This is a genomic window from Cellulomonas sp. SG140 (assembly GCF_025770785.1).
Lineage (GTDB): Bacteria > Actinomycetota > Actinomycetes > Actinomycetales > Cellulomonadaceae > Cellulomonas.
Genome location: NZ_JANZLA010000001.1, coordinates 340,991 through 366,097, shown reverse-complemented (window position 1 = coordinate 366,097; position 25,107 = coordinate 340,991). Strand labels below are relative to the sequence as shown.

At 74.3% G+C, this 25,107-nt stretch carries 23 protein-coding genes; 16 read left to right on the top strand and 7 right to left on the bottom strand.

Annotated elements, in window-relative coordinates; all coding sequences use genetic code 11:
* Positions 1-59 precede the first annotated feature (59 nt).
* Genes N0B34_RS01675 through N0B34_RS01665 form a run of 3 tightly spaced genes read left to right on the top strand, consistent with a single transcriptional unit; the run spans position 60 to position 4,085 of the window.
* Entirely contained in the window at positions 60-1,262 is a 1,203-nt protein-coding gene (locus N0B34_RS01675; RefSeq protein WP_263729470.1) for a hypothetical protein, read from the top strand.
* Positions 1,259-2,605 (top strand): hypothetical protein, encoded by a 1,347-nt coding sequence (locus tag N0B34_RS01670; RefSeq protein ID WP_263729468.1) that lies wholly within the window; start codon positions 1,259-1,261, stop codon positions 2,603-2,605. Before N0B34_RS01675 ends, N0B34_RS01670 begins: the two co-directional genes overlap by 4 nt.
* Positions 2,598-4,085, top strand: a complete 1,488-nt coding sequence (locus N0B34_RS01665; protein WP_263729467.1) for a multicopper oxidase domain-containing protein — start codon at positions 2,598-2,600, stop codon at positions 4,083-4,085. Before N0B34_RS01670 ends, N0B34_RS01665 begins: the two co-directional genes overlap by 8 nt.
* A 74-nt stretch (positions 4,086-4,159) precedes the next feature.
* On the opposite strand, the gene N0B34_RS01660 is transcribed toward N0B34_RS01665, so the two are convergent.
* From N0B34_RS01660 to N0B34_RS01635, 6 genes are all read right to left on the bottom strand, one after another.
* Complete coding sequence (locus tag N0B34_RS01660) at positions 4,160-4,915, bottom strand: helix-turn-helix transcriptional regulator (RefSeq protein ID WP_263729466.1); 756 nt, start codon at positions 4,913-4,915, stop codon at positions 4,160-4,162.
* Between the two features lie 80 nt (positions 4,916-4,995).
* Complete coding sequence (gene narI / locus N0B34_RS01655; RefSeq protein ID WP_263729465.1) at positions 4,996-5,769, bottom strand: respiratory nitrate reductase subunit gamma; 774 nt, start codon at positions 5,767-5,769, stop codon at positions 4,996-4,998.
* Positions 5,769-6,461 (bottom strand): nitrate reductase molybdenum cofactor assembly chaperone, encoded by a 693-nt coding sequence (gene narJ / locus N0B34_RS01650; protein WP_263729464.1) that lies wholly within the window; start codon positions 6,459-6,461, stop codon positions 5,769-5,771. The genes narI and narJ overlap by 1 nt, the downstream gene beginning before the upstream one ends.
* Positions 6,462-6,472: 11 nt before the next feature.
* On the bottom strand, positions 6,473-8,140 hold the full coding sequence (narH, locus tag N0B34_RS01645; protein WP_263729463.1) for a nitrate reductase subunit beta: 1,668 nt from the start codon (positions 8,138-8,140) through the stop codon (positions 6,473-6,475).
* The gene (locus N0B34_RS01640; protein WP_263729462.1) at positions 8,140-11,919 is read right to left on the bottom strand and encodes a nitrate reductase subunit alpha; all 3,780 of its coding nucleotides are present in this window, start codon (positions 11,917-11,919) and stop codon (positions 8,140-8,142) included. The genes narH and N0B34_RS01640 overlap by 1 nt, the downstream gene beginning before the upstream one ends.
* Positions 11,920-11,999: 80 nt before the next feature.
* Positions 12,000-13,340, bottom strand: a complete 1,341-nt coding sequence (locus N0B34_RS01635; protein WP_263729461.1) for a nitrate/nitrite transporter — start codon at positions 13,338-13,340, stop codon at positions 12,000-12,002.
* Positions 13,341-13,537: 197 nt separating this feature from the next.
* Here N0B34_RS01635 and fdxA point away from each other — a divergent pair, with 197 nt between their 5' ends.
* The 5 genes from fdxA to N0B34_RS01610 all read left to right on the top strand — a co-directional run bounded on the left by fdxA (position 13,538) and on the right by N0B34_RS01610 (position 18,046).
* Positions 13,538-13,882, top strand: a complete 345-nt coding sequence (gene fdxA, locus N0B34_RS01630; RefSeq protein ID WP_263729460.1) for a ferredoxin — start codon at positions 13,538-13,540, stop codon at positions 13,880-13,882.
* Positions 13,879-14,751, top strand: a complete 873-nt coding sequence (modA, locus tag N0B34_RS01625) for a molybdate ABC transporter substrate-binding protein (protein ID WP_263729459.1) — start codon at positions 13,879-13,881, stop codon at positions 14,749-14,751. The genes fdxA and modA overlap by 4 nt, the downstream gene beginning before the upstream one ends.
* 100 nt (positions 14,752-14,851) lie before the next feature.
* Complete coding sequence (gene modB / locus N0B34_RS01620; RefSeq protein ID WP_263729457.1) at positions 14,852-15,631, top strand: molybdate ABC transporter permease subunit; 780 nt, start codon at positions 14,852-14,854, stop codon at positions 15,629-15,631.
* Positions 15,628-16,284: a sulfate/molybdate ABC transporter ATP-binding protein gene (locus tag N0B34_RS01615; RefSeq protein WP_263729456.1), complete on the top strand. Its 657-nt coding sequence runs from the start codon at positions 15,628-15,630 to the stop codon at positions 16,282-16,284. Before modB ends, N0B34_RS01615 begins: the two co-directional genes overlap by 4 nt.
* Positions 16,285-16,432: 148 nt before the next feature.
* Complete coding sequence (locus tag N0B34_RS01610; RefSeq protein WP_263729455.1) at positions 16,433-18,046, top strand: methyl-accepting chemotaxis protein; 1,614 nt, start codon at positions 16,433-16,435, stop codon at positions 18,044-18,046.
* Positions 18,047-18,106: 60 nt separating this feature from the next.
* Here N0B34_RS01610 and N0B34_RS01605 read toward each other — a convergent pair whose 3' ends face one another.
* The gene (locus tag N0B34_RS01605; RefSeq protein WP_263729454.1) at positions 18,107-18,760 is read right to left on the bottom strand and encodes a hypothetical protein; all 654 of its coding nucleotides are present in this window, start codon (positions 18,758-18,760) and stop codon (positions 18,107-18,109) included.
* A gap of 112 nt (positions 18,761-18,872) precedes the next feature.
* Between N0B34_RS01605 and N0B34_RS01600 the strand changes: the two genes are divergently transcribed.
* The 8 genes from N0B34_RS01600 (at position 18,873) to N0B34_RS01565 (ending at position 25,107) form a co-directional block, all read left to right on the top strand.
* A complete protein-coding gene (locus N0B34_RS01600) occupies positions 18,873-19,553 on the top strand; it encodes a response regulator transcription factor (protein WP_263729453.1) in 681 nt (226 codons plus the stop codon).
* Positions 19,550-20,833, top strand: coding sequence for a sensor histidine kinase (locus N0B34_RS01595; RefSeq protein WP_263729452.1), 1,284 nt, complete (start codon positions 19,550-19,552; stop codon positions 20,831-20,833). The genes N0B34_RS01600 and N0B34_RS01595 overlap by 4 nt, the downstream gene beginning before the upstream one ends.
* Before the next feature lie 86 nt (positions 20,834-20,919).
* Complete coding sequence (locus tag N0B34_RS01590; protein ID WP_263729451.1) at positions 20,920-21,312, top strand: hypothetical protein; 393 nt, start codon at positions 20,920-20,922, stop codon at positions 21,310-21,312.
* Positions 21,305-21,691, top strand: coding sequence for a hypothetical protein (locus N0B34_RS01585; RefSeq protein WP_263729450.1), 387 nt, complete (start codon positions 21,305-21,307; stop codon positions 21,689-21,691). Before N0B34_RS01590 ends, N0B34_RS01585 begins: the two co-directional genes overlap by 8 nt.
* Positions 21,691-22,779, top strand: coding sequence for an FAD:protein FMN transferase (locus N0B34_RS01580; protein ID WP_263729449.1), 1,089 nt, complete (start codon positions 21,691-21,693; stop codon positions 22,777-22,779). The genes N0B34_RS01585 and N0B34_RS01580 overlap by 1 nt, the downstream gene beginning before the upstream one ends.
* Positions 22,776-23,600 carry a ferric reductase-like transmembrane domain-containing protein gene (locus N0B34_RS01575; protein WP_263729448.1) on the top strand — a complete coding sequence of 275 codons (825 nt, stop codon included), beginning with the start codon at positions 22,776-22,778 and terminating at the stop codon, positions 23,598-23,600. Before N0B34_RS01580 ends, N0B34_RS01575 begins: the two co-directional genes overlap by 4 nt.
* On the top strand, positions 23,597-24,880 hold the full coding sequence (locus N0B34_RS01570; RefSeq protein ID WP_263729447.1) for an NADH-ubiquinone oxidoreductase-F iron-sulfur binding region domain-containing protein: 1,284 nt from the start codon (positions 23,597-23,599) through the stop codon (positions 24,878-24,880). The genes N0B34_RS01575 and N0B34_RS01570 overlap by 4 nt, the downstream gene beginning before the upstream one ends.
* Positions 24,877-25,107 carry a ferredoxin gene (locus N0B34_RS01565; RefSeq protein WP_263729446.1) on the top strand — a complete coding sequence of 77 codons (231 nt, stop codon included), beginning with the start codon at positions 24,877-24,879 and terminating at the stop codon, positions 25,105-25,107. Before N0B34_RS01570 ends, N0B34_RS01565 begins: the two co-directional genes overlap by 4 nt.

The following is a 25,107-nucleotide window of genomic DNA, read 5'->3' as shown; positions in this document are numbered from 1 at the left end:
CAGTCTCCTTGCCGTCGACGCGGCACTGGGCCGGCCGTCAACTTACTACGGTTAGATCCGTGACAAAGAGCCGGCTGGACGCGCGAGCGACGGGCGTTCCCACGGGGCGCGTGCCCCGCGGTCGGCTCGCCGTGCTGGTGCTGGTCCTGGTCGCGGCGCTGTCCGGGCTGGACGCCGCCCTGCTGCGCCTCGGCGTGACCGCGCCCGTGCACTCGGAGCACCTCGCGTCGTCCCACGGCATCCTCATGATCTACGGGTTCCTCGGCACCGCCATCATGCTGGAGCGGGCCGTCGCCCTGCAGTCCCAGCCGCGCTCCGGGTGGGCGTTCGCGGCCCCGGCGGCCGGCGGCCTCGGTGCTCTGCTGCTCGTCGCCCAGTCCACCCCGCTGCACGTCCCGTGGGGCCGGGCGCTGCCCGGTGGGGCCTGGGTCGCCTCGATGGCCCTGTTCGCGGCGATCTACCTGACCGTCTGGCGGCGGCAGCAGTCCGTGGCGGTGCTGGTGCAGCTGGTCGGTGCCGTCGCCGGGCTGGGCGGGGTGGCCCTGTGGGCGCGCGGGTACGAGGTGGCGACGATCGTGCCGTGGTGGGCCGCATTGATGGTGCTCACCATCGTCGGGGAGCGGCTGGAGCTGGCCCGGGTGGCGTTCATGACGTCGGCCACCGAGCCGCGGATCCTCGCCGAGTCGTGCCTGCTGCTGGTCGCCCTGGTCGCCACCGTCGTGACCCCCACGTGGGGGTACCCGCTGCTCGGGCTGGCGCTCGGCGTGCTCATGGTGGACGTCGGGCTGCACGACGTCGCCCGGCGCACCGTCCGCAGCAGCGGCCTGACCCGCTTCATGGGCGCGTGCATGCTCGCCGGCTACGGGTGGGCGATGGTGCCGGCGCTCGTCTGGATGGTGCACGGGCCCGTGTTCGCCGGCTTCGGGTACGACGCGGTGGTCCACGCGCTGACCATCGGGTTCGTCATGTCGATGGTGGTGGCGCACGCGCCGGTGATCGTGCCGGCGGTCGCCCGGCGGCCGCTGCCGTACCACCCGGTGATGTGGGCGGTGTGGGCGATGCTGCACGCCGGGCTGGCGATCCGGCTGGTGGCGGACGCCCGGACGTCGGTCGGCGCCTGGCAGCTCGGCGGCTCGCTCAGCGTGGTGGCGCTGCTCGCGTTCCTGGGCAGCACGGTGGTGCTGGTGACCGTGGGCGGACGACGAGCGCGGGTCCCGGCCCGCACCGGCGCGGCCGACGAGGACCGCGAGGTGGTCGCATGAGCGCGACGCCCGAAGGGGCCGGACCGACCGGCGGCATCGGGCTGGGCCGTCCGGCCACCCCGGTACGGCGCCCGACCCGACGGCCCCGGACGGACCGCTGGACCACCGGCTGGCTGCTGGCCACCCTCGCGGTGACCGCCGTCGGGCTGCTGCACCCTGCGGCGCTGCCGCAGCCGCTGTGGAGCATGATCCACGTCGGCGCCCTCGGGGTGCTGACCAACGGCATCCTGCAGTGGTCCTGGTACTTCACCCGCGCGCTGCTGCACCTGCCGCCGGAAGACCGGCGGTCCGGCCGGGACGCCACCGCCCGCAGCGTGGCGTTCAACGTGGTGCTGATCGGCCTGGTCGCGGCGATGTGGACGGCCAGCACGTGGGGCACCGTCACCGCGGCGGGGCTGGTCGGTGTGGTGATCGGCTGGCACGGGCTCGCCCTGCTGCGCGCGGGCCGCACCGCCCTGGCCTCCCGGTTCGCCGTGGTGATCCGGTACTACGTGGTGGCCGCCGGCTTCCTGGTGATCGGCTGCGTGCTCGCCGGCTTCCTCACCGTCTCGATGTTCGCCCGCACGGCGCCGGCGTGGCTGCTGCACGCCCGCGACGACCTGACGCTGGCGCACGCCCTGGTCAACGTGGGCGGCTGGCTGGGCCTGTCGATCGCCGGGACGCTGGTCACCCTCGGTCCGACCATGCTGCGCACCCGCATGGACCCCCGGGCGGTGGACGACGCGATCGGCGTGCTGCCGTGGGTGGCCGGCGGCGTGCTGCTGGCCGCGACGGCGGCGACGGCCGGACTCATGCCGGGCATCGGCATCGGGCTGCTGGTGGTGCTGGTCGGGCTGCTGGTCGGCGTGGCTGTGCCACTGGTGCGCGCGGCGCTGGGCAAGGCGCCGCGCGCCTATGCGACGTGGACCATGACCGCCGGCATCGGCTGGGCGCTGGTCGCCGTGCTGGCCATCGCCGTGAACGCGTTCCGTGCCGCCGACGCGTCCGCGCTGCGCGACGCCGACCTGCCGTGGCTCGCGGTGCTCGGGGCCGGTGGGCTGGCGCAGGTGTTCGTCGGCGCGCTGACCTACCTGATGCCGGTGGTGGTGGGTGGTGGGCCGGAGGCCGTCCGCCAGGGCATGGGCGTGCTGGAGACCGTCTGGCCGCTGCGCGTGGTGCTGCGCAGCAGCGCCCTGCTGCTGATCGCTGTGACCGGAGCGGGTGCCGGTGCGCTGCGGACCGCCTGGTGGCTGCTGGTGCTGGGTGCGTACGCGCTCGACGTCGTCCTGTTCGCCCTCTCCGGGGTGCGGCAGGCCAAGGCGCGACGGGCCACGCAGGAGAGTCTCGGAGGAGCCGATGTCTGAGCAGTCCCGTCCCACCGGACCCCGGCAGCTGCCGGGTCGCGAGGGCACGCCGACGTCCCGGGCGGCGATGGCCGTGGTCGGCGTGGTGATCGTGGTCGGCGTCGCGCTGGCGGTGCTGCTCGCGCGGCCTGCGACCGGCCTGGCCGGCGGTGGGATGACGATGACGCCGGCGGCGACGGCGGGCGCGGCGGGCGCCGGGGCGACGGCGGTCACCCCGACCGGTCACACGACGGAGGTGACGCTGCACGTCCGCGGCATGTCGTTCACCCCGTCGACCATCCAGGTGCCCGTCGGCGACCGGCTGCGTGTCACCCTGGTCAACAGCGGCGACCAGCGGCACGACCTGGTGTTCGCCAACGGTGCGGCCCTGGAGCCTCTGGCGCCCGGTGCCACGGCGGTGCTGGACGTCGGCATGATCAGCGGCGACCTCGAGGGCTGGTGCTCGCTGCCGGGTCATCGGCAGCTGGGCATGGTGGTGCACGTCGTCGCGGTCGGGACGCCGGGTACGTCGGGTTCGTCGGCCGGCTCGTCGTCCGGCTCAGCCATGCCCGGGATGGGTGCGACCGACGGGACCACCGCCGCCCCCACCATGGCCGACCTGCAGGCCGAGGCCGCTGCGCTGCCGGCCTACCCCGCGCAGCTGCCACCGCTCGACCCGTCGACCGACCACTCGTACACCTTCACCATCACCCAGCAGCAGGACCCGCTGACCGCCGGGCGCACCCGAGAGGTGTGGACGTACAACGGCACGACGCCGGGCCCGATCCTGCACGGCCGCGTCGGCGACACGTTCCACATCACGCTGGTGAACCACGGGACGATGGGCCACTCGATCGACTTCCACGCCGGCGAGGTGGCCCCGGACCAGCCGATGCGCACCCTCGAGCCTGGTCAGAGCCTCGACTACACGTTCACGGCGAACCGTGCCGGCATCTGGATGTACCACTGCGCGACCATGCCGATGTCCAGCCACATCGCCAACGGCATGTTCGGGGCGGTCGTCATCGAGCCGGACGGGCTGGAGCAGGTGGACCGCTCCTACGTGGTGATCCAGTCCGAGCTGTACCTCGGCGCGAACGGTCAGCCGGCGGACGCCACCAAGATCGCCGGGCTGGTGCCGGACGTCGTGGCGTTCAACGGCCGCGCCTTCCAGTACGACGCCCACCCGCTGACGGCCACGGTCGGCCAGCGCGTGCGCCTGTGGGTGCTGGACGCGGGTCCCAACGCGGCGCTGTCGTTCCACGTCGTCGGCACCCAGTTCGACACCGTCTGGACGGAGGGCGCCTACCGGGTCCACCACGGCACGGCCACCGACGGGACCACCACCGGCAGCACGGGCGCGCAGGTGCTGTCCCTGCTGCCGGCCGAGGGCGGGTTCGTCGAGCTGGTGCCGCCGGCCGCGGGCCGCTACGCCCTGGTCAACCACGAGATGAGCCTGGCCGAGAAGGGTGCGCACGGCGTCCTGCAGGTCACCGGCTGACGACCCGCCGCCTGACGACCCGCCGCCTGACGACCCGCCGGTGCGCGCCCCGGCCACGGCCGGGGAACCTGTCGTCAGGCGCTGGCGGCGTCCCGCTTGGTCAGGTGCAGCGCCACCGTGCAGTGGTCCGGCCCCGCGAACGGGGTCAGCTCGGCCTCCACGTTGCCGTGCGACACCCGCTGCAGCACCGCGTCGATCAGCCCGCGGTGCATCTGGCAGACCAGCGGGCTGGGCACCTGGCCCTCGATCCGCAGCGGGCACTGGTGCAGCGTCAGCCGACCGGGGGTCTCCTCGGACAGGGCGCCGTAGCCCAGCGAGCTGAGCAGCAGCCGCAGCCGGCCGCCGTGCACGTCGATGCGCTGCGGCTCGTCCAGCGGCTGGCCGTTCTTGCCCGCCGGCGGTCCGGCCACGTCGATCATCCGTCGGGCCCAGCGCGATCCGATGTCCCGCGCCGCCGCCTCCGGGTCCGGCACCGTGTCGGCGAGGTGGTCCGCGACGGCGGCGCAGACGTCCGCGAACTCGCGGGCCAGCGCCGACGGCTGGGCGGGGGCGACCGACCGGTACGTCCACGACGGGCGGCCGCGACCGACGGCCGGGCGGCGGCCCCGGGCCACCAGGCCGGCGTCGAGCAGGGCCGCCATCGACTCGCGCACGGAGTTGGGGTGCAGGCCCATGCCGACGGCGAGCTCGGTGACGGTGACCGGCTCGGTGTACCGGGCCACCTCGCGCAGCAGGGTGTGCTGGGCGGGGGACAGCGCCTCGAGGGCGCGCATCAGCGTCTGCGGGGTGGCCGGGCCGTCCGGCGCGTCCGGCGCTGCGAGCGTGCTCATCTCGACGTCGATCCTGTCATGGGGTGGCTTCGGCTCGGCGGATCGGTCGTCCCGCGGAACCGGCGTGCGTTCCATTGTGCTCATGCTCCGCGGGAACGGGCGCCGTCGCGGTCGGCGGACCGCTGCACGGGTGCCCAGCCCCGGCGGCCCGCCGCGGCGGACACCGAGGCCCGACGGGCGCGGTAGACGATGTACGGGCGCGTCGGGTACTGCACCGGGATGGTGACGGCGTGCACCAGGCGCGTGAAGGGCCAGATCGCGAACAGCGCGAAGCCGGCCAGGACGTGCAGCCGGAACGACAGCGGGACCGTCGTCATCAGCTGCGGCTCGGGGGAGAACGTGAGCACCGAGCGGAGCCAGGGGCTGATCGTCTCGCGGTAGTCGTAGCCCTCCGGCCCGCCGAGCACCTGGTTGGCGACGGTCGCCCACGTGCCCAGCGCCACCGGCAGCACCAGCAGCGCGTACATCACCTTGTCGCGCGTGGTGGTCGCCAGCGTGACCGATCGCACGGCGAACCGGCGGTACAGCAGCCCGGCCAGGCCGAGCACGGTCGCCAGCGCCGCGACGGACCCGCCGATGGTCGCGGTCAGGTGGTAGACGTGCTGCGGGATGCCGACCGCCGCGGTCCACGTCTTGGGCACCAGCAGGCCGACGAAGTGTCCGCCGATCACCGCGAGGAACCCGAGGTGGAAGGTCGGGGAGGCCGCCCGCAGGATCGGCTTCTCGTACAGCTGCGACGAGCGGGTGGTCCAGCCGAACTGGTCGGTGCGCCACCGCCACACCAGGCCGCCGACCAGCAGCGTCAGGCAGATGTAGGGGTAGGCGACCCAGAGCAGGACGTCGGCGGTGGTCATCAGCGGGCGCTCCCGTCAGCGAGGGCGAATGCGGGTGCGAAGGGCATCGCGTCGGCGAAGGCGGACGTGGTGCCGACCATCTCGGCCGGCGGTCCCTGGGTGACCAGGCGCTGGTACCGCTCGTGCGTCGCGGCGTCCACCGGCGGGAGCGTGCGGCACAGCGCGTCGAGCAGGTGCGCATAGGGGGAGCGGTACCCGCGCAGCGCCGAGCGCATCACCTCGATGCCCTCCCGGTGCGAGGCGAGCAGCTCCAGCACCAGCCGGTCGCCCGTCAGCCCCGACAGCTCCAGCACCAGGGGCAGGTAGTCCGCCAGCTCGTCGCGCACCTGCTCGAAGCCGAGCGCGCGCAGCACCGCCTTGAACCCGAGGATCGCCGCACCCCGCTGCCGCGTGTCGCCCACGGCGTAGTAGCTCAGGTACAGCGCGCAGCGACGGCGCTGGTCGAACGTGTCGACGTAGTGCTCGGCCATGGCCCGCAGCCCGCTGCGACCGGCCCACTCGCAGAAGGCCTCCACGTCCTGCTGCACCAGCGGCGGCAGCCCCGCCATCGACTCGCGCGCGGCGCCCAGTGCGGCGCCCGTCCGATCGCCGGGGTAGTCCAGCAGCACGGACACCGTCATGTGCACGGTCCGCAGCTGCTCGGGGGTGCAGACGACCCGCGCGAGCTCCGGCAGCCGTGGGGCGTGCACCATGCGGGCGACCATCAGGCGTCCACCCCCGCGGCGGCCGGCGGGAACAGCCCGGCCTGGGCGGTGTCGCCGCTCCAGTCGAGCAGGTTGACGCGGCCCGGGGTCGGTGCGAGCCCGTCCGCCGCCGCCCTGGCCCGACCGCGAGAGGTGATCCGCAGCCCGGTCCCGCCGCCGTGGAAGGTCGACACGGAGCACGCCTCCGGCGCCCCGGCACCCGCGCCGACCAGCTCCTCGACCATGCCGGTCACGTCCTCGCCCAGCTCGGCGATGCCGCGCGGCGTCTCCGGGTGCGTGGTGGGGATGACGTACCGGTCGTCGTACTTGGCGATCGCCAGCAGCCGGTACATCGCCTGCACCCGCTCGCCACTCATGCCGACGGCAGCCGCGATCTCCTCGTTCCCCTCGCGGCCCAGGTCGAGGTCGCGCATGTAGGACCGCATCGCGGCCAGCCGACGCAGCGACCGCTCCACCGGCCGGGTGTCCCCGGCGGTGAGCAGGCCGGCCAGGTACTCCAGCGGGATCCGCATGGTCGACAGCGCCGTGAGCAGCACCTTGTGGTCCTCGCCGTCGTTGCCGGCGGCGGTCACGCGGTCGACCACCGGGGACAGCGGCGGGACGTACCAGACCATCGGCAGCGTCCGGTACTCCGGGTGCAGGGGCAGCGCGACCTCGTAGGTGTCGATCAGCGCCCAGATCGGGGAGTCCTGGGCGGCCTTGACCCACGAGTCCGGCACGCCCTCGGCCCGGGCCGCCGCCACGACGTCCGGGTCGTACGGGTCGAGCAGGATCGAGCGCTGGGCCATGTAGAGGTCTTGCGGGTCCTCCACCGAGGCGGCCTCGGTGACGCGGTCCGCGTCGTACAGCAGCACGCCGAGGTAGCGCAGGCGGCCGACGCAGGTCTCCGAGCACACCGTGGGCTGCCCGACCTCGAGGCGCGGGTAGCACAGCGTGCACTTCTCGGCCTTGCCGGTGGTGTGGTTGAAGTAGACCTTCTTGTACGGGCACGACGAGACGCACATCCGCCAGCCGCGGCACCGGTCCTGGTCCACCAGCACGATGCCGTCCTCGGCCCGCTTGTACATCGCGCCGGACGGGCACGCCGCGACGCAGCTCGGGTTGAGGCAGTGCTCGCAGATCCGCGGCAGGTAGAACATGAACGTCTGCTCGATCTCGGCGCGGACCTCGGTGTTGATCTTGGCCAGCACCGGGTCCTGCTGCATCGTCTCCGGCGAGCCGCCCAGGTCGTCGTCCCAGTTGGGGCCCCACCCGATGGTGTCCATCGGCTTGCCGGTCAGCTGGCTGACCGGGCGCGCCACCGGGAAGTCCTTCGAGTCCTTCGGCGCCGAGAGCAGCTTGTCGTACTCGTACGTCCACGGCTCGTAGTAGTCGACGATCTCCGGCAGGTCCGGGTTGGCGAACAGGTTGGCGAACCGGGCCACCCGGCCGCCGGACCGGGGCTTGAGCCGGCCGGAGCGGGTGCGCGTCCAGCCGCCCTTCCAGCGGTCCTGGTCCTCCCACGTGTGGGGGTAGCCGACGCCGGGGCGCGTCTCGACGTTGTTGAACCACATGTACTCGGTGCCGGTCCGGTTGGTCCACGTCTGCTTGCACGTGACCGAGCAGGTGTGGCAGCCGATGCACTTGTCGAGGTTCATCACCATGGCGATCTGGGCCATGACTCTCATCAGAACTGCACCTCCTGCGACCGCCGCCGGATCAGCGTGACCTCGTCGCGCTGGTTGCCCGTCGGGCCGATGTAGTTGAACGCGTAGCTCTGCTGCGCGTAGCCGCCGATCAGGTGCGTCGGCTTGATCAGCACGCGGGTCAGGGAGTTGTGGATGCCGCCGCGCTTGCCGGAGGTCTCGGTCAGCGGGGTGCCCATGGTCCGTTCCTGCGCGTGGTACATGAACACGGTGCCCTCGGGCATGCGGTGGGAGACGACGGCCCGCGCGACGACGACGCCGTTGCGGTTGAACGCCTCGATCCAGTCGTTGTCCCGCACCCCGACCTTCTCCGCGTCGGCGGGGCTCATCCACACCACCTGGCCGCCTCGGCCGAGCGTGAGCATGTGCAGGTTGTCGAAGTACTGGGAGTGGATCGACCACTTGTTGTGCGGGGTGAGGTAGCGGACCGCCACCTGCGCCTCGCCGCCGGCCGCCGTCCCGGTGTCACCGACCGCGCTCTCCCCGTACAGGTGGTGCAGGTCCAGCGGCGGCCGGAAGATCGGCAGCTGCTCGCCCAGGTCGCGCATCCAGTCGTGGTCCAGGTAGAAGTGCTGCCGGCCGGTGAGCGTGTGGAACGGCCGGGACCGCTCGACGTTCATCACGAAGGCGCTGTACCGCCGCCCGCCGTGCTCGGAGCCCGACCACTCGGGGGACGTCACCACCGGCTGCGGTCCGCCGCGCTGCAGGTCCGCGAACGTGGTGCGTCGGTCCTTGGACCCGTCGGCCAGGTCGGTGAACGCCGTCCCGGTGCGCCGCTCGAGGTCCGCGAACCCCTGCGCCGCCAGCCGCCCGTTGGTGGTGCCGGACAGCGCCAGGATCATGTCCGCGGCCTTGGCGTCGGTGTCCACCAGCGGCCGCCCGGCAGCCACCCCGCCGGCCGCGGTGCCGTTGCGACGGCCCAGCTCGGCGACCTCCTGGTCGGGGCGGTACTGCACCCCCTTGGTCACCATGCCGACGCCGTCCGCCAGCGGCCCGATCGCGTCGAACTTCTCGCGGATCGCGGTGTAGTCGCGCTCGACGGTGACCAGCTTGGGCATCGTCACGCCGGGCACCAGACCCACCACCGAGACGTCCGGGACCACGCCGCCGGGGTTGGCCAGCTCGTCCGGGCTGTCGTGGGAGATGGGTGCCGCGACCACGTCCGTCTGCGTGCCCAGATGGCGCACGGCCATCCGGGAGACCAGGCCCGCCAGCGTCTGGAAGGCCTGGTAGTCGGTCCGGGCCTCCCACGGCGGGTCGATCGCCGCGTCGAACGAGTGCACGAAGGGGTGCATGTCGGTGGACGAGAGGTCGTTCTTCTCGTACCAGGTGGCGGCCGGCAGCACGATGTCGGAGTAGAGCGTGGTGGACGTGTTGCGGAAGTCCATGGTCAGCAGCAGGTCGACCTTGCCGACGGCGGCCGCGTCCCGCCACACCATCTGCGCAGGCCGCCGGTCCTCCGGGACCTCGGCCGCCGTCACCGCGCTGTCGGAGCCGATCACGTGCCGGTAGAAGAACTCGGCGCCCTTGGCGGACGAGCCCAGCAGGTTGGTGCGCCACGACGTGAGCACCCGCGGGAAGTTCTCCGGGTCGTCCGGGTCCTCGCAGGCGAAGCGCAGGTCGCCGGACTCGAGCTGGGACACCACCCAGTCCTTGGGGTCGACGCCCGCCTGGCGGGCCTCCTGCCCCAGCAGCAGCGGGGACCGGGAGAACGTGGGGAACGACGGCATCCAGCCGCGCTTCATCGACTCGACCAGGGTGTCCGCCGTCGTCAGCCCGTCGAGCGAGCCCTCCGCCAGCGGTGAGCCGATGCGCGCCACCGGCGTCCCGTCGTACCGCCACTGGTCCGTGAGCAGGTAGAAGAACCCGGCGGAGATCATCTGCCGGGCCGGCCGCTGCCAGTCCAGGGCGAACGCGTACTGCGCGAACCCGGTGATCGGCCGGACCTTCTCCTGGCCGACGTAGTGCGCCCAGCCGCCGCCGTTGACGCCCTGCGTGGCGCACATCGTCGTCAGCGCCAGGAAGGTCCGGTAGATCTCGTCGGAGTGGAAGAAGTGGTTGGTGCCGGCGCCCATCACGATCATCGAGCGGCCGCCCGTGTCGATCGCGTTCTGGGCGAACTCGCGGCCGATGCGCTCGGCGGCGGCTGCCGGGACACCGGTCAGCTCCGCCTGCCACGCCGGCGTGCCGGGCGTCGACGCGTCGTCGTACCCCGTCGGCCACTCACCCGGAAGCCCGTCGCGGCGCACCGCGTACTGCGCCAGCAGCAGGTCGTAGACGGTGGTGACGTACTCACCGTCGGCGACGCGCACCGCCGGGACGCCGCGGCGCACCACGCCCGCGCCGACCGACCCGTCGCCCGGCCCGCCCGGCAGGTCGAACCGCGGCAGCAGCAGCTCCACCGGCTCGGCGCCCGGCAGGTCCTGCGCCGAGAGCACCGGGTCCACGCCGGACAGGTCGAGGTTCCACCGACCGGCACCCTCGGGGCCGTAGTGGTCCGCCAGCGTGCCGCCCGGGTCGGCGATGCCGCCCTCGCGGTCCCACACCAGCGGCCGGAAGGCGGCGTTCGCGGTGGCGGCCACCTCGGCGTCACGGACCAGGGGCGACGCCGGGTCGACGACGCCGTCGGCCACCACGTCCGCCGCGACCAGGAACTTGCCGGGCACGAACGCGCCGTCGCGCGCCTTCAGCCGCACCAGGAACGGGCTGTCGGTGAACTTCCGCAGGTAGTCGAGGAAGAACGGCGTGCGCTGCCCGACGTGGAACTCGGACAGGATCACGTGGCCCATCGCGGCCGCCAGCGCACCGTCGGTGCCGGGGGCGATCCGCAGCCACTCGTCGGCGAACTTGGTGTTGTCGGCGTAGTCGGGGGAGACGGCCACCACCTTCTGGCCGTGGTACCGCGCCTCCGTCATGAAGTGCGCGTCCGGTGTGCGGGTCACCGGGATGTTGGAGCCCCACATCACCAGGTAGCCCGCGTTGAACCAGTCGCCGGACTCCGGCACGTCGGTCTGGTCGCCGAACACCTGCGGCGAGGCCATCGGCAGGTCGGCGTACCAGTCGTAGAACGACAGCATGGTGGCGCCCAGCAGCTCGTAGAACCGGGCACCGGCGCCGTAGGACACCATCGACATCGCCGGGATCACCGAGAAGCCGGCCAGCCGGTCCGGCCCGTACCGCTTGATCGTGTAGACGTGCGCGGCCGCGGCCATCTCGGCCGCCTCGTCCCACGACGCCCGGACCAGGCCGCCCTTGCCGCGCGCCGACTTGTACGCCCGCGCCTTCTCGGGGTCCTCCACCACGTCGCGCCACGCCAGCACCGGGTCGCCGAGCCGGGCCTTCGCCTCGCGGTAGAAGTCGAGCAGCACGCCGCGCACGTACGGGTACCGGATGCGCGTGGGGGAGTACGTGTACCAGGAGAAGGACGCGCCGCGCGGGCAGCCCCGGGGCTCGTACTCCGGCAGGTCCGGGCCGGTGCTCGGGTAGTCGGTGGCCTGCGACTCCCAGGTGATCACGCCGTCCTTGACGTACACGTTCCACGAGCAGGAGCCCGTGCAGTTCACGCCGTGCGTGGAGCGCACCACCTTGTCGTGGCTCCACCGGTCCCGGTAGAACCGGTCGGCCTCGCGGCCGCCGGTGAGGAACAGCTGCCGGGCGTCCGGCGACGCCTCGCCGCGGCGCAGGAACGAGCCGAAGCGGTAGATCGGCGCGGCGGGGTCGGCGGTGGCGCCGGCCGCGGGCACGGCAGGGCCTGCGGGCATGGGGGGTCTCCGAACTGGCGGCTCGAGCTGCGGTGTGAGGTGCGGACGGCCCGCAGGCCGACGCGGGGTGCGGGCGCGCGTCAGCTGGGGAACGGGGCCCGGGGCCGCGCGTAGAAGACCCAGACGAGCGCGGTGCAGATGGCGAAGTAGACGGTCGCGCCGATGAAGAACGACTTCGGCGTGACGGCGGTGAGGGCGACGCCGACGAAGAACGGTCCGAACGACGCGATCGCGGCGGTCCACCCGATGACGCCGCCGGCCTGGCGGGGCGGCAGGATCATCGGCATCTGCTTGAACGTGCCCGCGTTGCCGATGCCGGTGAAGAAGAAGAGCACGAGCATCGCGAACAGGAACGGCCAGAAGTCGTGCGGCGTGCGCGGGGACAGGTAGATCGAGGCGACCGCTGCGGAGACGACCATCCCGGCGCCGCCGACGAACGTCCAGATCGCCCCGCCGAACCGGTCGCACAGCGGGCCCCACACGGCGCGGACCAGCGAGCCGATCAGCGGCGCCAGGAAGGCGAACGTGCCGCCCAGCGGCAGGGTCGAGGCGGCGTAGTGCCCGCCCGTGGCGAACGGCGAGTCCTTGCCGAACGTGTTGTTGATGATCAGCGCCAGCTGGGCGGCGAAGCCGGAGAAGGCGCCGAAGGTCATGATGTAGACGGCGGTGAGCACCCAGGTGTTGCGGTTGCCGAAGATGTCGATCTGCTGGCGGAAGTTGGCCTTGATCGGCACGTCCTTGAGCAGCCAGAACGCCAGGATCGCGGCCAGCACGGTCCACGGCACCAGCACGATCGCGGCGTTGTACACGTTGAGCACGTGCCCGCTGCGCGCGTGCTGCGTGCCGACCATCTGCAGGCCGAACAGCCCGAAGCCCATCACCCAGGGACCGAGGAACTGGATCAGCGAGACGCCGAAGTTGCCGAGGCCGGCCTGGAGGCCGAGGGCCGTACCGGCCAGCCGCTTGGGGAAGAAGTACCCGGTGGACGGCATGTAGCCGGAGAAGCAGCCGCCGCCGATGCCGGTGAGCGCCGCCAGCACCAGCAACCACCAGTACGGGGTCTTGGGGTTGCCGACCGCCGAGAACCACCCGAGCATCGGGATCACCAGCAGGAGCGAGGTGATGCCGACCAGCTTGCGGGTGCCCAGCACCGGCGGCAGGAACATGTAGACGAGCCGCAGCAGGCCGCCGGACAGACCGGGGATCGCCACCAGCCAGTACAGCTGCGGCTTGGTCAGCGTGAAGCCGATCTCGTCGAGCTTGGGCGCCACGGCGGAGACCAGGTACCAGACGCAGAACGCGATCAGCAGCGAGTACGTGCTCACCGCCAGCGTCCGCCAGGCGATCTTGCTGTCCCAGCGCTGCTCGTCCTCCGGGTTCCAGCCCTCGAGCACTCTGCCTGAGGTGGCCAGCTGAGCCACGTGATCCTCCTCGATCCGCCACGATCTGTGCGGGGGGAACTTACTACGGGTGTGGCTGTGAAAATATCGTGTCCGGAGGTCGTCGCGCCACGTCCGGCGTGTCGCGGCGCCGACCGACCGTGCGCCCGTCGCTTCGGACCTCGTCGTCCGTCGCACGCGCGCTCCGTCCAGCCCGTCGCAGAGCCAGTGGGAGAGACATGGTCTACGTGATCGCCGAGCCGTGCATCGACGTGAAGGACCGCGCGTGCGTCGCGGAGTGCCCCGTCGACTGCATCTACGAAGGGGGCCGGTCGCTGTACATCCACCCGGACGAGTGCGTGGACTGCGGCGCCTGCGAACCCGTCTGCCCCGTGCTCGCGATCTACTACGAGGACGACCTGCCCGCCGACTGGCAGCAGTACCAGGACGACAACTCGCGGTTCTTCGCCGAGACTCTGCCTGGGCGGGCGCAGCCGCTCGGGTCGCCGGGCGGCGCGTCGCGGACGGGTCCGACCGGGGTGGACACCCCGCTGGTTGCGGGTTTCGAGAGGCGGCGGGCATGAGCGCACGACGAGGGACGACGGGACGCGGCACGACGGCCGCAGCCGGCTCGCGGCGCGGCGCGGTCCGTGCCGGCCGTGCCGTTCCGGTGGCCACCGCGGTCGGGCTGCTGCTGACGGCCTGCGCCGCCGGTCCGGGCGCCGGAGCGGCCGGCAGCACCTCGTCGACGACGCCGACCAGGTCGGCGTCCAGCCGGGCCCCGCTGACCGGTCAGCTGGTGGTGTTCGCGGCCGCCTCGCTGCAGCAGACCTTCACCGCGCTGGGGGACCGGCTGATGGCGGAGAACCCCGGTCTGCACATCACCTTCAGCTTCGGCGCGTCGTCGACGTTGGCGCAGCAGCTGGAGCAGGGTGCCCCGGCCGACGTCTTCGCCTCCGCCAACCCCGCGACGATGAAGGCGGCCTCGACCGTCACCGACCGGCCCGTCACCTTCGCGCACAACTCGCTGGAGATCGTCGTGCCGGCCGGCAACCCCGGTCACGTGACGGGGCTCGCGGACTTCGCCAAGCCGCAGCTGAAGATCGCGCTCTGCGCCGTCGAGGTGCCGTGCGGGTCGGCCGCCGCGACCGCGTTCGCCGCAGCGGGCATCACCCCGGCGCCGGACACCTACGAGAAGGACGTCACCGCGACGCTGACCAAGGCGATCCTCGGCGAGGTCGACGCGGCGCTGGTGTACCGGACCGACGTGCGGTCCGCGGGCGACAAGGTGCAGGGCATCGACTTCCCGCAGGCGTCCACCGCCCGCAACGACTACCCGATCGCCACCGTCGCCGGGGCCCGCAACCATGCCGCGGCCCAGGCGTTCGTCGACCTGGTGCTGTCCGCCCAGGGCCAGAAGGTGCTCACCGACGCGGGGTTCGACGCGGCCTGAGAGAGTTCGGGCAGGTCGGCGCCGCCGGCCGGGCACCGTCAGAGAGAGGGGACCTGTGGTGGTGGGGCGCGTCCGACCTCGCCGACGCAGCCGTCCGCCCGTGCTGCTGCTGGTGCTCGCCGCCGTCGGCGTGCTGTTCCTCGTCGGACCCTTCGTCGCCCTGCTGGTCACCGCCCCGTGGAGCCGGCTCGGCGGCCTGATCGCGTCCGGCCCGGTGCTGCAGGCGCTGTGGCTGTCGTTGCGCACCGCGACGGCCGCCACGGTGCTGTGCCTGCTGCTCGGCGTGCCGCTCGCCTGGGTGCTCGCCCGCACCGCGCTGCCGGGCCGCGGACTGCTGCGTGCGGTGACCACGATGCCGCTGGTGCTGCCGCCGGTGGTCGGCGGCGTGGCGCTGCTGACGTTGCTGGGCCGCCGTGGCCTGCTGGGACGGCACCTGGACACCTGGTTCGGGATCACCGTGCCGTTCACGTCCACGGCGGTGGTGATCGCCGAGGCGTTCGTCGCGCTGCCGTTCCTGGTCCTGGCGGTGGACGGCGCCCTGCGCAGCGCGGACGAGCAGTACGAGCAGGCGGCCGCGACGCTCGGCGCGACCCGCTGGTACACGTTCCGGCGGATCACGCTGCCGCTGGTGGCGCCCGGCGTGCTGGCGGGGGCGGTGCTGTGCTTCGCCCGCGCGCTCGGCGAGTTCGGGGCCACCATCACCTTCGCCGGCAACTACCCGGGCACCACGCGCACCATGCCGCTGGCGATCTACCTGGCGATGGAGCAGGACCCCGCGCAGGCCGTCGCCCTGTCGCTGGTGCTGATCGGCGTCTCGCTCGCCGTGCTGATCGGCCTGCGCACGCGATGGCTCTCGGCGCTGACGGGCGGTCCTTCATGAGGCTGGACGCGCGCGTGGTGGTGCGCCGGCCGGCGTTCACGCTCGAGGTGGCGCTGACCGTGCAGCCGGGGGAGACGGTCGCGCTGGTCGGTCCCAACGGCGCGGGCAAGTCGACGTTCCTGCAGGCCGTCGCCGGGCTGGTCGGGCTCGACGACGGGCGCGTCGTGCTGGGGTCGCACGTGCTGGACGACGTGGCCCACCGCGTGCACGTGCCCACCGAGCTGCGCCGCTGCGGCCTGGTGTTCCAGCACCACCGCGTGTTCCCGCACCTGTCGGTGCTCGAGAACGTCGCCTTCGGGCTGCGCGCCCAGGGCGTGCCGCGTCCGCAGGCCCAGGAGCAGGCGCGGCAGTGGCTCGACCAGGTCGGCATGCTGCCCCACGCCGGCCGGAGCGCGGCCCGGCTGTCCGGTGGGCAGGCGCAGGCCGTTGCGCTCGCTCGCACACTGGCCGCCGAACCGGACGTGCTGCTGCTGGACGAGCCGTTCGCGGCTCTGGACGAGGCCGCGCGGCCGCTGCTGCAGGAGGTGGTCCGCCGGCACGCGTTGGACGGTGAGCGTCCGGTGGTGCTGGTGACCCACGAGCCGGCGGACGCACGCGCGCTCGCGGACCGGGTGGTGCCGATGGTCGCAGGACGGGTCGCTGCGACGGCCTGAGCCGTCCCGCTCCGGGGGCGCGTCCAACTTCACCCGGTGCTACCTGGGCACATGTCCAAGATCACACCGACTACCCCTATACCAGGGCCGGTATCCGCCGATCGGTGGACCAAGTGTCGGAAGGTCCGCCGCCCGAAGGGAGCTCGCCATGTCCACCGTCGTGCCTCCGGCGCCCCGCTCGCTGCTGAAGCGGCTGACCGCCGACTCGTCGATCGCCCTGAAGATCGGGCTGTGCCTCGCCCTGCTCGTCCTGGTCGCCGCCGGGCTGACGGGGTTGTCGGTGCAGCGGATGGACTCCCTGAGCTCGGAGTCCGGGCGGCTGTACGACAGGACGACGGTGCCGTTGACGGCGATCGTCGACATCCAGCAGCAGTTCGCCGGGGACCGGGTCCGCAACGCGGAGGTGCCCGCCCTGAGCGGTGCCGATCTGACTGGGATGATCGCCGAGCTGCAGGGCCGGTTCAAGGACACGCAGGCGCTGCTGACCAAGTACGAGCCGATGGCGTCGAGCCCCCAGAGCGCCAAGGCCATGGAGACGGAGATGGCCGCGTACCAGGTCGACTCCCAGAAGATGTTCGACCTGATGACCACCGGTGACCGCGCCGGCGCGCTCGCCTACACGGTGGGCGGGCTGCGGGACCAGGCCACCGCCGCGAACACGGCCGTCACGTCGGAGGCGGCTGCTCTGGCGAAGCTCGCCAAGTCTCTGCACGACACGGGGGCCGCGCAGGCGGCGTCGGCGATCCGGATCATGTGGATCGTCCTGGGTGTGGCCTCCGTGCTGGCGATCGTCCTGGGGATGGCGGTCCTGCGTGGGGTGCTGGCGAAGGTGAATGCGGTGAAGGCGGGTCTGGAGGCGATGGCGGCCGGTGACCTGACCAAGGAGCTGCACCTGGACTCGCGGGACGAGGTGGGTCGGATGGCGGCGGCGTTGACCTCGGCGCAGGGGTCGTTGCGGGGGACGTTGAGCGTGGTGGCCGAGACGGCGGCGGCGGTGGCGGCGGCGGCGGAGGAGCTGTCGGCGGCGTCGGGTCAGGTGGCGTCGGGGTCGGAGGAGACGTCCGTGCAGGCCGGCGTGGTGGCCGCGGCGGCGGAGCAGGTGTCGCGCAACGTGCAGGCGGTGGCGGCGGGTGCGGAGCAGATGGGGGCGAGCATCCGGGAGATCGCGCAGTCGGCGACGGAGGCGGCGAAGGTCGCCTCGCAGGCGACGGGGGTGGCGGCGGCGGCGAACGAGTCGGTGGGCCGGCTGGGGGAGTCCAGTGCGGAGATCGGCAACGTGGTCAAGCTGATCACGTCCATCGCGGAGCAGACGAACTTGTTGGCGTTGAACGCGACGATCGAGGCGGCGCGGGCGGGGGAGGCGGGCAAGGGGTTCGCGGTGGTGGCCGGGGAGGTCAAGGACCTGGCGCGGGAGACGGCGAAGGCGACGGAGGACATCGCGCGTCGGGTGGAGACGATCCAGGCGGACACGGCGGGGGCGGTGTCCTCGATCGGGCAGATCGGGTCGATCGTGGCGGCGATCAACGATCACCAGATGACGATCGCCTCGGCGGTGGAGGAGCAGACCGCGACGACCAACGAGATGTCCCGGGGGGTGACGGAGGCTGCGACGGGGTCGGGGGAGATCGCCCAGAACATCACCTCGGTCGCTTCCGCGGCGTCCACGTCCTCCCAGGTGCTGGGGCAGATGGGCGACTCCGTCGCCGAGCTGGCCCGCCTCTCGGCCGACCTGCGCACCCGCGTCGCCGCCTTCACCGTCTGACGGGCGCGGGGCTGCTCGCCCCTCCGGCGGTGCACGGCTCGGCCGTCGGCGGAGCAGGCCTCAGCCGTCGGACGAGGAGTGGTCGTCCGCCCCGTCCGGGGTGCCCTGGGTGACCGTCTGCTGGGGCACCCCGCCGCCGCACACCGCCGTCACCTTGGTCTCCGCGCCGGACTGCCGCAGCTCGACCTCGAGGTGGTCCGGGCCGGCGGCGCCCACCTCGACGGTCCACCCGTCGAGCGGTGTCGCGTAGAGCAGCGAGATCGCAGCCCCGGTGCACGAGGCGGCGACGGTGCCGCCCGGCACGGTCCACGTCCGCGCCACGGCGACCGGCGTCCGCGGCGGCGCGGACGCCGGCGGCGGGGGGAGCGGCCGTTCGGTGGGGGGTGTGGCCTCGGGTGCGGCGGCCGGGGTGGCCACCGGTGGCGAGGCGGTCGGGGTGCCGGTCGGTGCGGGCCTGGTGGCGGCCGCGCTCGCGGCGGCGCGGGCGGCCACGAGGGCCCTGTCCACCTCGGTGCGGGACAGCACGCCGCTCCGGGAGGTCTCGGTGTCCAGCACGGCGACCGCACGGCTGGCGATCACCCCGGTCACCGCGACGCCCAGCAGCCACCCGGACGCGGCGAGCGCGCCGATGCGCCGCGCCGCGGAGCGCCCGGAGGCGTGCGGGGGCGTCGGCGGACCCGGACGCCGTCCGGTCCCGGAGCTGCTGCGGGGCACGGTCCATGGTGGCCCACGCGCGGGCCAAGGGAACGTTAAGGAGGGCGCAAGATCCGCGCAGCGGCGGCGTCGGGCGGCGGTGCCCGGCCGCCGATGGCCTAGGTTCCGGGGTGTGGCGGACGTGCTCATCATCGAGGACGACGCGACGATCCGGACGGCACTGGTGCGGTCCCTGTCGGCGCGCGCGCACTCGACGATGACCGCGCCGAACGCCCTGGAGGGCCTGCAGAGCCTGGTGGACCACCCGCCGGACGTGGTGCTGCTGGACCTGGGCCTGCCGGACCTGGACGGTGCCGCCCTGCTGGCGATGATCCGGGCGGTCTCCGACGTCCCGGTGATCGTGATCAGCGCGCGGGACGACGGAGCCGGGATCGTGTCCGTGCTCGACGCCGGCGCCGACGACTACCTCGTCAAGCCGTTCGCCGCGGACCAGCTCGAGGCGCGCATCCGGGCCGTGCTGCGCCGGTCGGACCACGGCCGTCCGGCGGGTCCGCTGGTGGTGGGCGGGCTGGCGGTCGACGTGCGCGCCCGGACGGCGACCCTCGACGGCACCCCGCTCGAGCTGAGCCCCAAGGAGTTCGACCTGCTCGCGTACCTCGCCGAGCGCAGCGGCGAGGTGGTGGCCAAGCGCGAGCTCCTGGCCAAGGTGTGGAACCAGCCCTACGGCGGGGCGGACAAGACCGTGGACGTCCACCTGCACTGGCTGCGGCGCAAGCTCGGGGAGACCGCGGAGGAGCCGGTGTACCTGCACCGGGTGCGCGGGGTGGGCGTCAAGCTGGTGCCGCCGTCGTGAGAGGCCTCCTGGTGCGGTACGGCCTGGCGATGACGTCCGTCATGCTGGTCGCCTTCCTGGTGCCGCTCGGGCTGCTGGCGCGCTCGCTCGCCGCCGAGCGAGCGCTGGCCGGCGCGCGTCAGGACGCGCAGCAGGTCGCGATGTTCGCGGGGGTGGTCGCGCAGGACCCGGCCCGCCTGCAGGCGACCCTGCTCGCGGTCAACGCGGGCGCCCGGCGCACCAGCGTGTTCCTGCCCGACGGCAGCGTCGCCGGTGCGCCGGCGTCCCGGAGCGCGGCCGTCGACCTCGCCGGGCTCGGCCGCGCGCTGACCGCCCGCACCGACGGCGGCGTCGAGGTGCTGCTGCCGGTCGGCGGATCGGCCGGGACCGCGGTGGTGCGCACCTTCGTGCCGGACGCCCTGCTCACCGCAGGCGTGCTGCGCGCCTGGAGCGTGCTCGCGCTGGTCGGCCTGGCGCTGCTGGCCGTCACGGCCTTCGCCGGCGACCGGATCGCCGCGCGGCTGTCGCGCTCGGTGCGGGACCTGGCGGACGTCGCCGAGCGTCTCGGCTCCGGGGACCTGGCCGCCCGGGTGGTACCCAGCGGGCCCGCCGAGATCCAGTCGGTGGGTGCGGTGCTCAACGGACTGGGCGACCGCGTCGCCGGTCTCCTCGCCGACGAGCGGGAGCTGGTCGCCGACCTCTCGCACCGGTTGCGCACGCCCATCACCGCGCTCCGCCTGGACGTCGACCTGCTCGCCGACCCCGCCGAGCGGGCACGGGTGGGCACGCACGTCGACGGTCTGGTCGCGGCGGTGGACACCGTCATCCACGCGGCGCGCACGCACGACCCGCGTGTCCCCGCGACCTGCGACGCCGCGGAGGTGGTCCAAGGCAGGGCGACGTTCTGGCGGGTGCTGGCGGTCCACCAGGGGCGTCCTCTGACGGTCGACCTGCCGCCCGGCCCGAGCACGGTCGGGGTGGACCCGGGCGAGCTCGGCGCCGCGCTCGACGTGCTGGTGGACAACGTGCTGCGGCACACGCCCGCCGGGACCGCGCTGGCGCTGACGGTGCACCGCGGGCCCGGCGTCGTCGTCGTCGCCGTGGCCGACGCCGGTCCGGGCCTGGCCGACGGCGCCCTCACGCAGCGTGGGCGCTCGGGGACGGGGTCCACGGGTCTCGGGGTCGACGTCGCGCGGCGCACCGCCGAGCGCGCGGGCGGGCGGCTGGAGGTCGGACCGGGCCTCGACGGGCGAGGTGCCCGGTTCGCCCTGATCCTCCCGGCGGAGTTAACCGAGTCTTAGCCGCCGGTTGCCGCGCACCTCACCGCGCGGCGCCGACGCTGCTCCTCGACGAGGCCACCGGGGCCGTCGGACGAAGGAGGACCCTCGTGCGCTGGACCGCTCGCACCGCTCTCGCCGGCACGGCGGGCGTCGCGCTCGTCGGCGCCGGTGTGCTCACCGCGGCCTACGCCGCCACCGGGTCGCCGCAGGCGGCCCCGTCCGCCGTGGCACAGCCGAGCGCCGACCCCCAGGTGGTGGCGCTCACGCAGGAGGCGCACGACCTGCAGGACCAGCTGGCCGGGCTGCAGTCCGCGGTGGCGGCGCTGCCGGCGCCGACCCCGGCGGTCGCCACGACGGCGCCCGCGCCGACCGAGGAGGCGCCCGCGCCTGCGCCCGCCGTCGTCGAGGCGCCCGAGCACGCCCCGACCGTGACGCACGAGCCGGCGGAGAGCGGCGACCACGAGGCGCCCGAGCACGAGGGCTCCGGGTCCGATGACTGACCGCGCCCGGCAGGCCCGGCGGCTGGCCGCCCTGGGCCTGGTACCGCTCGGCGTGGGTGGGTTCGGCGGCGGCGTCGCGTGGGCGGCCTCCCACGAGCCGGCCGCCGTGCCGACCTCGCCGCCGGCGCCCGTGGCGTCCGCGACCGTGGACCCGCAGGTCACGGCTGCCCTCGCGGCGATCCAGGACGCACGTGCGCGCATCGTGGCGCTCCAGGCGACCCTCGACCAGCAGGCCGCCGCACGCACCGCAGCTGCCGCGGCCCCCGCCCCCGCGCCCACCAAGGCGCCGGCGCGGCCGGTGGCACCGGTGCGGCCCGCCGCCCCGGCCCCCGCGCCGGTCGCCGCACCGCCGGTGCACACCACCACCAAGGCGTCCTGATGACGGTGACCGCCGGGTCGCACCAGCTGAGCGCGGCGTTCCGGTCGATGGCCAGCGACGTGGAGGTGCGCGTGGTCGACCCCGGTCCGGACGCGTCGCGGGCGGTCGAGGCGGCCTGCGCCGCGATCCGGTCCGTCGCCACGCACCTGACGCGGTTCGAGGCGACGTCGGCCCTGTCCCGGCTCAACGCGCAGCCCTCGTCGTGGCACCTGGTGCCCGGGGTGCTCGCGGAGGCGCTCGAGGAGGCCGAGCGCGCGCACCGTGCGACCGGCGGCCTGTTCGACCCGCGGGTGCTCGACCGGCTGGTGGCATGGGGCTACGACCGCACGTTCGACCAGCTGGTCGGCGCGCCCGGCGCCGGGGTGCGGGACGGTCGCCCGGAGTGGTCGACGACGGCGGCGTCCACGACCGTGCCGTCGGCGCTTCCCCCGATCGAGCCGGCGACCGGCCTGGCCGGCACGGCCGTTCCGGCCACCGTCCCGCCGATCAGCCCGACGTCCGGCACCGCGGCCCAGTGGCGGGTGGCGGTGCTCCCGGGAGAGGACGGCGCCGACCGTCGGCTCGTGCACCTGGACGGCTCCCCGATCGACCTCGGCGGGATCGGCAAGGGGTTCGCCGTGCGGCGCGCCGCACGCGCGCTCGCGGGTGCCGGCAGCGCCGTGCTGGTGGACGCCGGCGGCGACGAGTGGCTCGGCGGCGACGGGCCGGAGGGCGACGGCTGGAAGGTCGGCGTCGAGGACCCGCACGGCGGGGCGGACCCGGTGCTGGTGCTCTCGCTGTCCGACCGGGCGTGCGCGACGTCCTCGATCCGCCGCCGGCGCTGGTCGGCGCCGGACGGCACGCCGGTGCACCACCTGGTCGACCCCCGTACCGGCCGGCCGGGCGGCCCCGGCCTGGCGGCGGTCACGGTTGTGCACCGCGACCCGGTGTGGGCCGAGGTCTGGAGCAAGACGCTGTTCCTCGCCGGCGCCGTCGAGGTGGAGGCGCAGGCGCACGTGCGGGAGCTCGCAGCCGCCTGGGTGACGGACACCGGGGAGGTCCGGGTGTCGGTGGCCATGGAGCCCTACGTCGTCTGGCGCGCCGCGTGAACCGGCCGCCGGAGCCCGGCACCGCGCTGCTGCGCGTCGCCACCGCCGCCCTGGTGGTGGCCACGGCGGTGAGCCTGGTCGCGGTCGGTCGGCTGGTGCTCGACGCGGCCGGCGGCCGCACCGCGCACTGGGTGCTCGGCCGCGCCGCCGGGTTGACGTCCTACATGCTCCTGCTCCTGCTGGTGAGCACCGGGATCCTGCTGGCCCACCCCTGGGCCCGGCACCTGCGCCGGCCCTCCGCCCGGACGCGCCTGGCGCTGCACGCGAGCATCGCCACGTTCACCCTGGCCTTCACCGTGCTGCACGTGGTGGTGCTGGCCACGGACCCGTGGGCGAAGGTCGGCTGGGTCGGCGCGCTGCTGCCGATGGCGGCGCGGTACCGACCGGTGCCCGTCAGCCTCGGCGTGATCGCGGCGTGGGCCGGCCTGGTCACGGGCCTGACCGCCCGGTTCGCCGGCCGGGTCGGGCGGCTGTGGTGGCCGGTGCACAAGGTCGCGGCGGCGCTGCTCGTGCTCGTCTGGGCGCACAGCGTGCTGGCCGGCTCCGACGTCGTCGCCCTGCGCGGCTTCTACGTCGGCACGGGGTGCGCCGTCGTCGCGCTCGCGGTGACCCGCTACGCCGCCCGGACGCCGGCGGACGAGGTCGGCGAGCTCGCGCGGGACCTGCAGCGGGTGCCGGCGCCGCGGCCTGCCGGGGCGCCGGGGGACACCTCCGCCCGGCGCGGCGGCGTGCTGCCCGAGGCGGGTCCGCGGGACGAGCCGGCGCGGGACACGGCTCCGACGCGCCAGATCCCCGTGGTGGGACGCGGACCGTGGCGATGAGCGGCCTGACGACGTTCCCGATGCTGCCGGGCGGCACCGTCGGGGCCCCCGCCGACGGGGCGCACCGCCTGCTGCTGCGGGACGTGCGGCTGCGCACCTCCGGCCCTGCCGACCCGGTGCACCCCGTCGCGGCGGAACCCCTGGCGGTGCACCTCGACCGGCTGGGCCCCCGGCCGCTCGGCGACCCCGGGCTCGTCGACCTGCTCGAGCGCACGGGCCTGACGGGGCACGGTGGCGCCCACGTGCCCGCCGCTCTGCGGTGGCGGGCGCTCGCGGCCGGGGTCGGACCGCTGACCGTCGTGGCCAACGGCGCGGAGAGCGAACCGGTGGCCGGCAAGGACGGCACCCTGCTGCGCCAGCGTCCGCACCTGGTGCTCGACGGCCTGATGCTCACCGCGGAGGCCCTGGGCGCCCAGCGCGCCGTCGTGTGGCTGCACGGTGACGACGACGGCGGGCGTCGGGCCGTCCTGGCCGCCCTCGACGAGCGGCGGTGGAGCGATGCGCGGCACCGCGTCGACGTGCTGATGGGTCCGGTGCACTACCTCGCCGGTGAGTCGAGCGCGATCGCCGGTGCCGTGCAGGGCGGCTCCGCGCTGCCGACCGTCCGCCGCCGACCCCGCGACCCCCGGGCACCCCGGACGCTGGTGCACAACGTCGAGACCCTGGCGCGGCTGGCCCTGCTGGCCCGCGGTCACGCCCCGTCCACGACTCGGCTGCTCTCGGTGCTCGGCACCGAGCGGGTGGTGGTCGAGGTGGAGCAGTCCACCACGTTCGGACAGCTGCTCGGCGGTCTCGGCTGGCCGTCCGCACCCGAGGCGGTGCTGCTCGGCGGGTACGGAGGCCTGTGGGCGCCCTGGGAGCGGCTGGCGCACCTGCCGCTGGACGAGCGCGCGCTGCGCGCCGAGGGGCTGACGCTCGGCGCCGGAGTGGTGATGCCCTTGGCCCCGGGCCGGTGCGGGCTGCGCGCGACGGCGGACCTGGTCGACTACCTCGCCTCGATGAGCGCCCGTCAGTGCGGCCCGTGCCGACTGGGTCTGCCGGCGCTCGCCGACTCCTTCCGGGCGCTCGCCGACGGGCGTGGCGGCGGCGTCGGAGCGGTGCTCGACGACGCCTGGGCGGTGGAGGGCCGCGGCGCCTGCCACCACCCGGACGGTGCGACGCGGCTGGTCGCCTCCGCCGTCGCGACCTTCGAGGCGGACGTGGCGGCGCACCTCGCCGGCGGGCCCTGCACCGACGGCTCGTCCCGGGCGGACGTCCCGGTGCCGGGGGTGCGCCGGTGAGCCGCGCCGCCACGACCGCCCTGCGGCTGCGCGTCGACCCGGTGGCTTGCGCCGGCGTCGGCCTGTGCGCGCAGCTCGCCGACCGGAGCGTCACGCTGGACCGCTGGGGCTACCCGGTGCTGGCCGGGCAGCTCGAGCCCGGTGCCGCGACCCGACAGGCGCGGCGCGCCGTGCGGGCGTGCCCGCGCCGCGCCCTGTGGCTGGAGGACGCGGTCGCGGACCACTGA

Bases quoted from the DNA above. Each gene is read 5' to 3' on its own strand.
- N0B34_RS01610 (WP_263729455.1), top strand. From the start codon at position 16,433: ATGTCCACCGTCGTGCCTCCGGCGCCCCGCTCGCTGCTGAAGCGGCTG.
- N0B34_RS01585 (WP_263729450.1), top strand. From the start codon at position 21,305: ATGACTGACCGCGCCCGGCAGGCCCGGCGGCTGGCCGCCCTGGGCCTG.
- narI (WP_263729465.1), bottom strand. From the start codon at position 5,769: ATGACCACCGCCGACGTCCTGCTCTGGGTCGCCTACCCCTACATCTGC.
- fdxA (WP_263729460.1), top strand. From the start codon at position 13,538: ATGGTCTACGTGATCGCCGAGCCGTGCATCGACGTGAAGGACCGCGCG.
- N0B34_RS01665 (WP_263729467.1), top strand. From the start codon at position 2,598: ATGTCTGAGCAGTCCCGTCCCACCGGACCCCGGCAGCTGCCGGGTCGC.
- N0B34_RS01580 (WP_263729449.1), top strand. From the start codon at position 21,691: ATGACGGTGACCGCCGGGTCGCACCAGCTGAGCGCGGCGTTCCGGTCG.
- N0B34_RS01670 (WP_263729468.1), top strand. From the start codon at position 1,259: ATGAGCGCGACGCCCGAAGGGGCCGGACCGACCGGCGGCATCGGGCTG.
- N0B34_RS01615 (WP_263729456.1), top strand. From the start codon at position 15,628: ATGAGGCTGGACGCGCGCGTGGTGGTGCGCCGGCCGGCGTTCACGCTC.
- modA (WP_263729459.1), top strand. From the start codon at position 13,879: ATGAGCGCACGACGAGGGACGACGGGACGCGGCACGACGGCCGCAGCC.
- N0B34_RS01570 (WP_263729447.1), top strand. From the start codon at position 23,597: ATGAGCGGCCTGACGACGTTCCCGATGCTGCCGGGCGGCACCGTCGGG.
- narH (WP_263729463.1), bottom strand. From the start codon at position 8,140: ATGAGAGTCATGGCCCAGATCGCCATGGTGATGAACCTCGACAAGTGC.
- narJ (WP_263729464.1), bottom strand. From the start codon at position 6,461: ATGGTGCACGCCCCACGGCTGCCGGAGCTCGCGCGGGTCGTCTGCACC.
- N0B34_RS01640 (WP_263729462.1), bottom strand. From the start codon at position 11,919: ATGCCCGCAGGCCCTGCCGTGCCCGCGGCCGGCGCCACCGCCGACCCC.
- N0B34_RS01660 (WP_263729466.1), bottom strand. From the start codon at position 4,915: ATGAGCACGCTCGCAGCGCCGGACGCGCCGGACGGCCCGGCCACCCCG.